8 protein-coding genes are annotated in these 12,493 nt (G+C 69.9%); 4 read left to right on the top strand and 4 right to left on the bottom strand.

Going from position 1 to position 12,493, the window contains the following annotated elements; translation table 11 throughout:
- Nucleotides 1–49 precede the first annotated feature (49 nt).
- From ACFXC1_RS21575 to glgB, 4 genes are all read left to right on the top strand, one after another.
- A complete protein-coding gene (locus ACFXC1_RS21575) occupies nt 50–2,149 on the top strand; it encodes an alpha-1,4-glucan--maltose-1-phosphate maltosyltransferase (RefSeq protein WP_381244876.1) in 2,100 nt (699 codons plus the stop codon).
- Nucleotides 2,146–3,846 carry a maltose alpha-D-glucosyltransferase gene (gene treS / locus ACFXC1_RS21580; RefSeq protein WP_381244878.1) on the top strand — a complete coding sequence of 567 codons (1,701 nt, stop codon included), beginning with the start codon at nt 2,146–2,148 and terminating at the stop codon, nt 3,844–3,846. Before ACFXC1_RS21575 ends, treS begins: the two co-directional genes overlap by 4 nt.
- Nucleotides 3,847–3,942: 96 nt before the next feature.
- Nucleotides 3,943–5,316, top strand: coding sequence for a maltokinase N-terminal cap-like domain-containing protein (locus ACFXC1_RS21585; protein ID WP_381244880.1), 1,374 nt, complete (start codon nt 3,943–3,945; stop codon nt 5,314–5,316).
- 25 nt (nt 5,317–5,341) lie between these two features.
- A complete protein-coding gene (gene glgB / locus ACFXC1_RS21590; protein WP_381244882.1) occupies nt 5,342–7,765 on the top strand; it encodes a 1,4-alpha-glucan branching enzyme in 2,424 nt (807 codons plus the stop codon).
- On the opposite strand, the gene ACFXC1_RS21595 is transcribed toward glgB, so the two are convergent.
- From ACFXC1_RS21595 to ACFXC1_RS21610, 4 genes are all read right to left on the bottom strand, one after another.
- On the bottom strand, nt 7,762–10,017 hold the full coding sequence (locus tag ACFXC1_RS21595; RefSeq protein ID WP_381244884.1) for a HelD family protein: 2,256 nt from the start codon (nt 10,015–10,017) through the stop codon (nt 7,762–7,764). The two genes, glgB and ACFXC1_RS21595, sit on opposite strands and share 4 nt — an antisense overlap.
- A gap of 138 nt (nt 10,018–10,155) precedes the next feature.
- Nucleotides 10,156–10,470, bottom strand: a complete 315-nt coding sequence (trxA, locus tag ACFXC1_RS21600; RefSeq protein ID WP_381244886.1) for a thioredoxin — start codon at nt 10,468–10,470, stop codon at nt 10,156–10,158.
- A 14-nt stretch (nt 10,471–10,484) separates the two neighbouring features.
- Nucleotides 10,485–10,871, bottom strand: coding sequence for a MerR family transcriptional regulator (locus tag ACFXC1_RS21605; protein ID WP_093629193.1), 387 nt, complete (start codon nt 10,869–10,871; stop codon nt 10,485–10,487).
- 56 nt (nt 10,872–10,927) lie between these two features.
- Entirely contained in the window at nt 10,928–12,418 is a 1,491-nt protein-coding gene (locus ACFXC1_RS21610) for an AAA family ATPase (protein ID WP_381244887.1), read from the bottom strand.
- Nucleotides 12,419–12,493: the final 75 nt, after the last annotated feature.

Below are 12,493 nucleotides of genomic sequence, written 5' to 3' on the forward strand. Positions count from 1 at the left end.
TCCCCACATCCATCCGCCCACACCCACGTTGACGCGGACAGGAGCGGTCATGCCCGCCACGCACCACTCGTCAGCACCCCCGACACCCGGCACGGCCACGCCCCCCGTGCGCCCCGCCGGCACGGCACCACCCGCCCCGGAGCCACCCTTCGCGGTCGGCACGTCCCCCGGCATCGGACGCATCCCCGTCCTCGATGTCCGGCCGGTCGTCCAGCACGGCCACCGGGCCGCCAAAGCGGTCACCGGTGAGACGTTCGAGGTCTCGGCCACCGTCTTCCGCGAGGGCCACGACGCGGTCGCCGCCAACGTCGTCCTGTACGACCCGAACGGCCGCCCCGGCCCGTGGACCCCGATGCGGGAGCTCGCCCCGGGCACCGACCGCTGGGGCGCCACCGTCACTCCGGACGCGCCGGGCCACTGGTCGTACCTCGTGGAGGCCTGGAGCGACCCGGTCTCCACCTGGCGCCATCACGCGGGGATCAAGATCCCGGCCGGGATGGACACGGACCTGGTCCTGGAGGAGGGCGCGCGCCTGTACGAACGCGCCATCGCCGGGGTACCGAAGGGCAAGGGCCTCCGGCCCGTCCTCCGCACCGCCGTCACCGCCCTCCGCGACGAGACCCGCCCCGCCGCGTCCCGGCTCGCCGCCGCGCTGACACCGGAGGTGGACGAGATCCTCGCCCGGTATCCGCTGCGGGAACTGGTCACGGTCTCCGAACGTCGTGCGCTGCTGGTGGAGCGGGAGCGGGCGCTCTACGGCTCCTGGTACGAGTTCTTCCCCCGCTCCGAGGGCACGGCTGCCGAGCCCCACGGCACGTTCCGTACGGCGGCGAAACGGCTCGCGGGCATCGCGGCGATGGGTTTCGACGTCGTATATCTGCCGCCGATCCATCCGATCGGGACGACCTTCCGCAAGGGTCCGAACAACACGCTGTCCGCCGGGCCCGAGGATGTCGGTGTCCCCTGGGCGATCGGCTCCCCCGAGGGCGGCCACGACGCGATCCACCCCCTGCTCGGCACGCTGGAGGATTTCGACGCGTTCGTCGCCCGCGCCGGTGAGCTGGGCATGGAGATCGCGCTCGACTTCGCCCTCCAGTGCTCGCCGGACCACCCGTGGGTGGACAAGCACCCGGAGTGGTTCCACCACCGCCCCGACGGCACCATCGCCTACGCGGAGAACCCGCCGAAGAAGTACCAGGACATCTACCCGATCGCCTTCGACCGCGACATGGACGGCCTGGTCGCGGAGACGCTGCGGGTGCTGCGGCACTGGATGGACCACGGGGTGCGGATCTTCCGCGTGGACAACCCGCACACCAAGCCGGTGGTGTTCTGGGAGCGGGTCATCGCCGACATCAACGCCACCGACCCGGACGTGATCTTCCTGGCCGAGGCGTTCACCCGCCCCGCGATGATGGCCACCCTCGCCCAGGTCGGCTTCCAGCAGTCGTACACCTACTTCACCTGGCGCAACACCAGACAGGAACTCACCGAGTACCTGACCGAGCTCTCGGGCGAGGCGGCCGCCTACATGCGGCCCAACTTCTTCGTCAACACCCCCGACATCCTCCACGAGTTCCTCCAGCACGGCGGCCGGCCCGCCTTCGAACTCCGCGCGGTGCTGGCGGCGACGCTCGCGCCGACATGGGGGGTGTACAGCGGGTATGAGTTGTGCGAGAACACTCCGCTACGACCGGGTAGCGAGGAGTATCTGAACTCCGAGAAGTACCAACTCCGCCCGCGCGACTGGGCGTCGGCCGAGCGGGAAGGACGTAGCATCGCGCCATTGCTGGGCAAACTGAACGACATCCGGCGCCGCAGCCCGGCGCTGCGGCAGTTGCGCGACCTCCACTTCCACCAGGTGGACCAGGAGGCGGTGATCGCGTACTCGAAGCGGAGCGGTTCGAACACGGTTCTGGTGGTCGTCAACCTCGACCCCCACCACACCCAGGAGGCCACGGTCTCGTTGGACATGCCGCAACTCGGCCTGGAATGGCACGAGTCGGTGCCGGTGCGCGACGAGCTCACCGGTGAGACCTATCACTGGGGCAGGGCCAACTATGTGCGCCTGGAACCGGGTAACCGGCCCGCACACATCCTCACCGTCCTGCGACCGTCCCCGCAGATCGGAGGGTCACCCACAATATGATCGTCAACGAGCCCGTCCCGGACACCTTCGAGGACACTCCCGCCAAGGACCGGGACCCCGAGTGGTTCAAACGCGCCGTCTTCTACGAGGTCCTGGTCCGCTCCTTCCAGGACAGCAACGGCGACGGCATCGGTGACCTCAAGGGCATCACCGCCAAACTCGACTACCTCCAGTGGCTCGGCGTCGACTGCCTCTGGCTGCCCCCCTTCTTCAAGTCCCCGCTCCGCGACGGCGGTTACGACGTCTCCGACTACACCGCCGTCCTCCCCGAGTTCGGGGATCTGGCGGACTTCGTGGACTTCGTGGACTCCGCGCACCAGCGGGGCATGCGGGTCATCATCGACTTCGTCATGAACCACACCAGCGACCAGCACCCGTGGTTCCAGGAGTCCAGAAAAGACCCCGAAGGCCCCTACGGCGACTACTACATGTGGGCCGACGACGACAAGCAGTACCCCGACGCCCGCATCATCTTCGTCGACACCGAGGCGTCGAACTGGACCTTCGACCCGGTCCGCAAGCAGTACTACTGGCACCGCTTCTTCTCCCACCAGCCGGACCTCAACTACGAGAACCCGGCCGTCCAGGAGGAGATCATCTCGGCGCTGAAGTTCTGGCTGGATCTGGGCATCGACGGCTTCCGGCTGGACGCGGTCCCGTATTTGTACGCGGCCGAGGGCACCAACTGCGAAAACCTTCCGGCAACCCATGAGTTCCTGCGCCGGGTACGGAAGGAGATCGACGCCCAGTACCCCGACACGGTGCTGCTGGCGGAGGCGAACCAGTGGCCCGAGGACGTCGTGGACTACTTCGGCGACTTCCGGAGCGGCGGCGACGAGTGCCACATGGCGTTCCACTTCCCGGTGATGCCGAGGATCTTCATGGCGGTACGCCGGGAGTCCCGCTACCCGGTGTCGGAGATCCTCGCCAAGACCCCGGCGATCCCGTCGAGTTGCCAGTGGGGCATCTTCCTGCGCAACCACGACGAGCTGACCCTGGAGATGGTCACCGACGAGGAACGCGACTACATGTGGGCCGAGTACGCGAAGGACCCGCGGATGCGCGCCAACATCGGCATCAGGCGGCGCCTGGCCCCGCTCCTGGACAACGACCGCAACCAGATCGAGCTGTTCACCGCCCTGCTGCTCTCCCTGCCCGGCTCGCCGATCCTCTACTACGGCGACGAGATCGGCATGGGCGACAACATCTGGCTCGGCGACCGCGACGCCGTCCGCACGCCGATGCAGTGGACACCTGATCGCAACGCAGGTTTTTCGTCCTGTGACCCCGGCCGGCTGTCGCTGCCGACCATCATGGACCCCGTCTACGGCTACCAGGTCACCAACGTCGAGGCGTCGATGTCGTCGCCCTCCTCGCTGCTGCACTGGACCCGCCGCATGATCGAGATCCGCAAGCAGAACCTGGCGTTCGGCCTCGGCTCGTACCGGGAACTGCCGTCGTCGAATCCAGCGGTGATCGCCTTCCTGCGCGAGTACGAGGACGACCTCGTCCTGTGCGTGAACAACTTCTCCCGGTTCGCGCAGCCGACGGAACTCGACCTGCGGGCGTTCAATGGAAGGCATCCGGTCGAACTGTTCGGCGGGGTCCGCTTTCCGGCCGTAGGAGAGCTGCCGTACCTGCTGACCTTGGCAGGACACGGCTTCTACTGGTTCAGGCTCCGCAAGGAAGCCGCCTAGTCACCCCGTGGGGCGGGGTGGATCCGGTTTCCCCCGCCCCGCCCGGGGCACGCAACAGTGACACCCCGTCCACCCCGGGGAAAGGAACGTGACGCCATGGCGGAAACTGTCACACTTTCCGGCCGGACCAGTCCTGGTTCCGGCCTCCTCGCGTCCCTCGACCCGCTCCTGCGGGAGTGGCTGCCGAGGCAGCGGTGGTTCGCGGGCAAAGGCCGTCCCGTCACCGGTTTCTCACTGGTGGCGGCGACGGAGCTGCTCCCGCTTGACGGTCCGCTGGGCCTCTACCACCTGCTGGTCCGCGCCCACCAGTCACCCGCCCCCGGCGACTGCTACCAGCTCCTCATAGGCGTGCGCGAGGCGCTGCCGCCCCGGCTCGCGCCCGCGCTGATCGGACATGTGGAGGAGGGCCCGCTCGCCGGACGCACGGTGTACGAGGCCCTGTACGACCCCCGGCCCGCAGAAGTGCTCCTGGAGGCGTTGCGCACCCAGGCCCACATCGGCGGGCTGCGCTTCGAACGGGACCCGGGCCAGGACATCCCGACCGGCCTGGCACCCCGCCTGATGACCGCCGAGCAGTCCAACTCGTCCGTCGTCTACGGCGATGCGTTCATCCTGAAACTGCTGCGCCGGATCGTCCCCGGCACCAACCCCGACCTGGAACTCCCGCTGGCCCTCGCCCTGGAGGGCTGCCCCCGGGTGCCCGCGCCGACGGCGTGGCTGCGCGCGGAGTTCGCCGAGGAGCCGTACGTCCTCGGGGTGCTCCAGCCGTTCGTGCGGGGCGCGACCGACGGCTGGGAGCTGGCGCTGCGCGAGTTGCGGAAGGGCGAGGACTTCGTCGCCGAGGCGCGGGCGCTGGGGCGGGCCACGGCCGAGGTGCATGTGGCGCTGGCCCGGGCACTGCCGACGGCGACCCTGGGCCGGGTCCAGCTGGACCTGCTGGTGACGGGCATGACCGAGCGGCTCGACGCGGCGGCACAGGCCGTGCCCGCGCTCCGGCCGTACGCGCCCGGACTGCGTACGGCGTTCTCGGCGCTGGCCGATCTCGCGGCCGAGGGGCACACCTGGACCGCCCAGCGCATCCACGGCGACCTGCATCTCGGCCAGTGCCTGCGCTCGCCGTCCGGGGAGTGGTCGCTGATCGACTTCGAGGGCGAGCCGTCCCGGCCGCTGGCGGAACGCCGGCTGCCCCAGCCGCCGGTGCGGGACATCGCGGGGATGCTGCGCTCCTTCGACTACGCGGCCCACTCCGCCGACCCGCCGGCCCCGGGCTGGGCGAGCAGGTGCCGGGCCGCCTACTGCTCCGGGTACGCGGAGATCAGCGGCGCCGACCCGCGCACCGACCCCGTGCTGCTGCGCGCGTACGAGACGGACAAGGCGGTCTACGAGGTCGTCTACGAGGCCCGGCACCGCCCCGACTGGCTCCCGGTCCCGCTCTCCGCCGTACGCCGCCTCGCCAACCCCACCACCTGACCCACCCCGCCCAGGAGGCCCCGCCGTGACCCCGCGCACCCCGTCGTCCAACGGTCCGGATCCGAAGAGGAAGGCCGCCGCGAAGAAGTCGACGGCCAAGAAGGGGGCCGGTGCCGGGAAGAAGAGCTCAGGGAAGAAGAGCTCGACGAAGAAGAACGCGCTGAAGAAGGCGTCGATGAAGAAGGCCTCGGTGGAGAAGAAGAACTCAGTGGAGAAGGCGTCGTTGAAGAAGGCCCCGGTCGAGAAGACCCCGGTCGAGCTAGCCGCACCGGAGATCGCCATATCCCCTGCCCTCGATGCCGTGGACCGCGACCGCCTCCTCCACGGCACCCACCACGCCCCCCACTCCGTGCTCGGCGCCCACCCGGTCCCCGGCGGTGTCGCGTTCCGGGTGTTCCGCCCGTTCGCGCTCGGAGTGACCGTCGTGACGGGCGGCTCGACGACCGAGCTGCACGACGACGGGGACGGCTTCTTCTCCGGCCTGCTCCCGCTCCCGGACGTACCCGAGTACCGGCTGCGCGTGGCCTACGACGGCACCGTGCAGGACACCGAGGACGCGTACCGTTTCCTGCCCGCGCTCGGTGACCTGGACCTGCATCTGATCGGCGAGGGCCGGCACGAACAGCTCTGGCAGGCACTGGGCGCGGAGCCGATGACGCACCAGGGGGTCACCGGCACCCGCTTCACGGTGTGGGCGCCGAACGCCCAGGGTGTCCGGCTGGCCGGCACCTTCAACTTCTGGGACGGCACGGGCGCGCCCATGCGTTCGCTCGGCGGCACCGGTGTCTGGGAACTGTTCATGCCGGGCATCGGCGAGGGCGAGCTGTACAAGTTCGAGATCACCAGGCCCGACGGTTCCAAGACCCTGCGCGCCGACCCGATGGCCCGCCGCACCGAGGTCCCGCCCGCCACGTCCTCCATCGTCACGGCCTCGCACCACGAGTGGGGCGACGAGGAGTGGCTCGCCGGTCGCGCCGAAGTCCCGTCCCACGAGGCGCCGTTCTCCGCCTACGAGATCCACCTCGCCTCCTGGCGGCCCGGATTGACGTACCGTCAGCTCGCCGAGCAACTCCCCGCCTACGTCAAGGACTTGGGCTTCACCCACGTAGAACTGATGCCGGTCGCCGAGCATCCCTTCGGCGGTTCCTGGGGCTACCAGGTCACCGGCTTCTACGCCCCGACCGCCCGCCTCGGCACGCCCGACGACTTCAAGTTCCTCGTCGACGCCCTGCACCAGGCCGGAATCGGCGTCCTGATGGACTGGGTGCCGGCCCATTTCCCGCGCGACGACTGGGCGTTGGCCGAGTTCGACGGCCGCCCCCTGTACGAGCACGAGGACCCGCTCCGCGCCGCGCACCCCGACTGGGGCACCCTGGAGTTCGACTTCGGCCGCCGTGAGGTGCGCAACTTCCTTGTGGCGAACGCCGTGTACTGGTGCGAGGAGTTCCACATCGACGGCCTGCGCGTGGACGCGGTCGCCTCGATGCTCTACCTCGACTACTCGCGCGAGCCCGGCCAGTGGACCCCGAACGAGCACGGCGGCCGGGAGAACCTGGACGCGGTCGCCTTCCTCCAGGAGATGAACGCGACCGTGTACCGGCGGGTGCCGGGCGTCGTAACGATCGCCGAGGAGTCCACCGCCTGGGACGGCGTCACCCGCCCCACCGACACCGGCGGCCTCGGCTTCGGGTTCAAGTGGAACATGGGCTGGATGCACGACTCGCTCGACTACATGACCCACGACCCGGTCCACCGCCGGCACCACCACGGCGAGATGACCTTCTCGATGGTGTACGCGTACAGCGAGAACTACGTCCTCCCGATCTCGCACGACGAAGTCGTCCACGGCAAGCGCTCGTTGGTGTCGAAGATGCCCGGCGATTGGTGGCAGCAGCGCGCCAACCTCCGCGCCTACCTCGCCTTCATGTGGGCCCACCCCGGCAAGCAACTCCTCTTCATGGGCCAGGAGTTCGCCCAGGGCGCCGAATGGTCCGAGACCCACGGCCCCGACTGGTGGCTCCTCGACCCGGCCTACGGCGCCGAAGCCGACCACCGGGGCGTACGCGACCTGGTCCGCGACCTCAACACGGTCTACCGCCACACCCCCGCCCTCTGGCAGCTCGACACCACCCCCACCGGCTTCCAGTGGGTCACGGGCGACGCCGCCGAGGACAACGTCTTCGCCTTCCTCCGCTACGACACCGACGGCTCCCCCCTCCTCGCCGTCAGCAACTTCTCCCCCGTCGTCCGCCACGACTACCGCCTGGGCGTCCCCGACGACACCCCCGCCTGGCACGAAACCCTCAACACCGACACCGCGCTCTACGGCGGCAGCGACGTCACCAACCCCGACCCCATCAAGCCGGAACCCACCGCCTGGCACGGCCGCGCGGCGAGCATCCGGCTCACGCTGCCACCGCTGGCGACGGTGTGGCTCCGGCCGGCCTAGGGCAGTTCCGGTACGTCGGTGAGCGCGCGCGGCAGCGGTCCCGTGTGCAGGATCCCCAACCGCTGAGTGGCCCGGGTCAACGCCACGTACAGATCGCTCGTGCCGTACCGCCCCGGCTCGACGACGAGTACGGAGTCGAACTCCAGGCCCTTGGCCTGGCGCGGGGTGAGGAGGACGACGGTCCGGGTCAGGTCCGGCTCGGCGCCCGCCGTCACGCCGTCCAGGCGCGCGGCCAGCCGGCGGTGCAGGTCGCGCGGGGCGATGACGGCCAACCGGCCCTCGGAGGGCGTGAGTTCGCCGACGGCCTTGGCAACCGCGCCGGGGAGGTCGTCAGTTGCCCGCACCCAGGGCCGTACACCCGTGGAACGGACCGAACTCGGCGGTTCGAAGTCGGGGTGCTCGGCGCGGACGACGGACGCCGCGAGGTCCATGATCTCGGCGGGGGTGCGGTAGTTGACGCCGAGGCGGGTGTGGGTGAAGCGGTCCTCGACATAGGGGGCGAGGATCTCCGACCAGGAGCCGACGCCCGCCGGCTCCGCCGTCTGGGCCGGGTCGCCGACCAGGGTCATGGAGCGGGTGGGGCTGCGCCGCATGAGCAACCGCCAGGCCATCGGGGAGAGTTCCTGTGCCTCGTCGACGATGATGTGGCCGAAGGCCCAGGTGCGGTCGGCCGCCGCGCGCTCGGCGGCGCTGCGGTGGTCCTCCTCCTCGTGCCGCTCGGCGAAGCGTTCGGCGTCGATGATGTCGTGCGCGGACAGCACCTCGGAGCCCTCGGGGTCGTCCTCCTCCTTGTCCTCGAACTCGAAGGTCCGGGAGGCGAAGGACACGTCCAACACGCCCTGCGCGAACGACACTTGCTCCGCGCGCTCGCGCTCTGCCCGCGCCCGGACCACCCGGTCGTCCCGACCGAGGAGTTCGGCTGCCTCGTCGAGCAGCGGTACGTCCGCCACGGTCCACCCGCGGGTCACCGGGCGGCGGATGGCGTCCGCGTCGTCGTCGGAGACATAGCCCACGGGGTCGGCGAGGAAGTCCGCGACGAGGTACTGCGGGGTCAGCCGTGGCCACAACTGGTCGATGGCGGCCCAGACTTCGGGGTTCTCGGCGAGTTCGTCGCGGATCTGGGTGATGTCGCTGGGGTCGAGCAGGTTGCTGCCGTCGAAGGGGTCTGTGCCGATGCGTTCGGCGACCATCTCGGTGAGCGTGTTGAGGATGTGACCCTCGAAGTGCTCGCGGGCCGCGTTGTGCGGGAGCCCGGCTTCGCGGGTGCGGTCGCGGGCCATCCGGACCAGACCGTCGTCGAGCATGAGGATCTCGCGGTCGTGCTCGATCGCGATCACGGGATCGGGGAGTGACTGCCAGTCGCGTACGACCCTGGCGAGGACGTCGGCCATGTCGGCGCGGCCCTTCACCGCGGCGGCGGCCCGGCTGTCGGTGGCCGTCGCCTTCACGCCGGGGAACAACTCGCCGACGGTCGCCAGCAGTACGCCGGTCTCGCCGAGGGAGGGCAGCACCTCGCCGATGTAGCCGAGGAAGGCGGGGTTCGGGCCGACGATGAGGACGGCGCGCTTGGCGAGCAACTCCCGGTGCTCGTAGAGGAGATACGCGGCCCGGTGCAGCGCGACGGCGGTCTTGCCGGTGCCGGGTCCGCCTTCGACGACGAGCACCCCGCGATGGGGCGCCCGGATGATCTCGTCCTGTTCGGCCTGGATGGTCTGCACGATGTCGCTCATCCGCCCGGTGCGCGCGGAGTTGAGCGCGGCCAGCAGCACGGCGTCGCCGCTCGGGTCCTCGTGGCCGGTGCGGGTGGCGTCCCCGAGGTCGAGGATCTCGTCGTGCAGGGCGGTGACCCGGCGGCCGTCGGTGGTGAGGTGCCGGCGGCGGCGCAGGCCCATCGGGGTGTGGCCGGTGGCGAGGTAGAAGGGACGGGCGACCTCGGCCCGCCAGTCGATGAGGATCGGGGTGAGGTCGGCGTCGTCGGCGCGGATGCCGATCCGGCCGATGTGGTGCCGGACCCCGGAGGTCAGGTCGATGCGGCCGAAACAGAGCGAGCCGTCCACGGCGTTCAGCGCGGCGAGCAGCCCCGAGCGTTCGGCGACCAGGATGTCCCGCTCCAGCCGGGCCTGCATGGGCGTGTTGCCCTGCCCGAGCGCGTCCGTGACGGAGTCCTCGGTGGCGCCGCGCAGAGCGTCCACGCGTGCGTACAGACCGTCGATGAATTCCTGCTCGCCGTGAATTTCATCGCTGTTTGACAATTCCACTCCCGGACCTATATACTGTGCTCACTGAGCCTCTTTGCGACCCAATTCCAATGAAGTCGCGAACCATTGAATATACGCAAAAGAATCCCCCGAGCGCAATTGCTCGGGGGATTCTTTTGCGTTTCGGCAGACTCACAGCACGTCGGAGAGCTCCTCCAGCAGCCGCCGCTTCGGCCGGGCTCCCACCATGGCCTTCACCGGCTCACCGCCGCGGAAGACCATGAACGTGGGCATCGAGAGAACCTTGTAGGCGTTCGTGGTCTCCGGATTCTGGTCCACGTTCAGCTGCACCACCTTCAGCCGCTCGCCCTCCTCCGCGGCGAGCGCCCGCAGCACCGGCGCCATCTGCCGGCACGGCGGACACCAGTCCGCGGTGAACTCCACCAGCACCGGCAACTCGGCCCCGATCACCTCGGCCGTGAAGTTCTCGTCCGTCACATCGGTCACGTGCGTCACATCGATCACAGCTCAGACCCTCCCAGTTCGCACAACGGCGTCGGCTCCTCGACGGTCGCCAGCCGCACCCCGATCTCCGCCCGCACGGCCTGCAACTCCCCGATCAGGGAATCCAGTTCGGCCAGCTTGCGCCGGTAGACCGCGAGCGACGCCGGGCACGAGTCGCCCTCAGGGTGCCCGGCCCGCAGACACTCCACGAAGGGCCGCGTCTCCTCCAGGTCGAACCCGAAGTCCTGCAAGGTCCTGATCTGCCGCAGCAGCTTCAGATCACCCTCGTCGTACGTCCGGTACCCGTTCCCACCGCGCCGCGCGGGCAGCAGCCCCCGCGACTCGTAGTACCTGAGCGTTCGCGTCGTGGTCCCGGCCCGCGCGGCCAGCTCGCCGATTCGCATGTCCCGACGGTAATCCTTGACGCCGACGTCAGGGCAACAGGGAAACCGCGGCGGCCTCAGTAGCCGTCCGCGTCCTCGTCACCGTCTTCCGACCCCCGCACCCCCAGCAGCCGTCGCGTCAACTGGTCGCGGTCGGAGAGGAGTTCGTCGACGGCGGCGCGCAGGTCGGAAGGTTCCGTGCGCGGGGACTCGCGTTCGGCCGCGATCAGCACGGACCGCCGCACCAGCTCCTTCGTGAAGGACGCCGTCGTGCCCTCCGTCCGGGAGACCACCTCGTCGGCGACCTCCTTGCCCAGGTCGAGCCCGGCGCCGTAGAGGTCGAGGAGGCGGGCGCGGCCCTGGGCGTCCGGGAGGGGGATCTCCACGGCGAGGTCGACGCGGCCGGGGCGCTGGATCAGGGCCGGTTCGAGGAGGTCGGCGCGGTTGGTGGTGAGGAGGAAGGCCACGTCGGCGTCGTCGCCGAGGCCGTCCATCTCGTTCAACACCTGGAAGAGCAGGGGCTGTTCGCCGCCACCGTGGTCGCGCGCCTCGGCGATCAGGTCGCAGTCCTCCAGGACGACCAGCGCGGGCTGGAGCATCCGGGCCAGGGCGCAGGCGGGGCCGATGGCGTCGATGCCGGTCCCGGAGAGGACGACGACCGTGAACTGCGGGAGGTGGGAGAGGAGAAAGCGGATCGTGTGGGTCTTGCCGGTGCCGGGCGGGCCGTAGAGGAGGAGGCCGCGGCGCAGGTGCTGGCCGGCGGCACGGAGTTGTTCACGGCGGCGGGCGACGCCGACGACCTGGCGCTCGACGCGCTCCAGCAGCCCCTCGGGGAGCACGATGTCGTCCCGGGTCAGGGCGGGGCGGCGGTGGAAGCGGAACGGGCCGAGGCCGTGGCCGAACTGGGAGCCCTCGAAGGAGAGCACCTGCCCCTGGAAGATGTTGTGTTCGCGCACCAGCCGGTCGACCTCGGCGAGCAGCCGGTCCGCGAACTCCTTGTCCTGCGCGAGGACTTCGATCTCGACCTTGTTGCGCCCGTACTCGTCGGCCGGGCCGCGCAGCAGCACCGCGAACCGGTTCTCGCCCTCCGCGCCGAGGTAGAACCCGCAGGAGACGCAGGCGAGTTCCTCGTCCGGCGAGATCGGCAGGTGCGCGTAGTCGACGGCGCCGATCGTGAACCGGTCGTAGCGGTCGGCCGCTTCGAGGATGTCGCCGAGGGTCAGCTCGCCGTGGTGCTGCGCACCGCGCATGCCGACCAGCTCGTACGACCGGCCGTCCCCGGCGAACCAGCGCTCCAGCGCGAGATGCACGTTCGGCAGGTCGTACGGCGGATACGCGGCCTTGACCACGGGCCGGTCGGCGAGTGCGGTGCCGAGGTGGTCGCGCAGTCGTTTGGAGAGGTTGCGGGCGGCCTCGAACTCCTTGCGCTTGGGGCGGGCCACCGCCGTGAGGAACTCGTAGAAGAGTTCGTTGATCTGCTCCAGCGAGAGCGACGAGGGCTCCCGGTCCGCGCCGTACCTTCGTTCGTGCTCGTCCGAGCTGATGATCTCCACTTGGTTCTCCCCCATGCCCTGCCTCCACTGGTCCGACCGGTCACGTCAGATGTCCCAGCGTGAGCCCGAACGGGGAGGCGGGTCAAAGGA

It is taken from the genome of Streptomyces hokutonensis, assembly GCF_042751305.1.
GTDB classification, from domain to species: Bacteria; Actinomycetota; Actinomycetes; order Streptomycetales; family Streptomycetaceae; genus Streptomyces; species Streptomyces hokutonensis_A.

What these genes read in the sequence shown, in the direction of transcription:
- treS (WP_381244878.1), top strand. Translation starts at nt 2,146, where the DNA reads ATGATCGTCAACGAGCCCGTCCCGGACACCTTCGAGGACACTCCCGCC.
- ACFXC1_RS21605 (WP_093629193.1), bottom strand. Translation starts at nt 10,871, where the DNA reads ATGCGAATCGGCGAGCTGGCCGCGCGGGCCGGGACCACGACGCGAACG.
- ACFXC1_RS21575 (WP_381244876.1), top strand. Translation starts at nt 50, where the DNA reads ATGCCCGCCACGCACCACTCGTCAGCACCCCCGACACCCGGCACGGCC.
- ACFXC1_RS21585 (WP_381244880.1), top strand. Translation starts at nt 3,943, where the DNA reads ATGGCGGAAACTGTCACACTTTCCGGCCGGACCAGTCCTGGTTCCGGC.
- ACFXC1_RS21610 (WP_381244887.1), bottom strand. Translation starts at nt 12,418, where the DNA reads ATGGGGGAGAACCAAGTGGAGATCATCAGCTCGGACGAGCACGAACGA.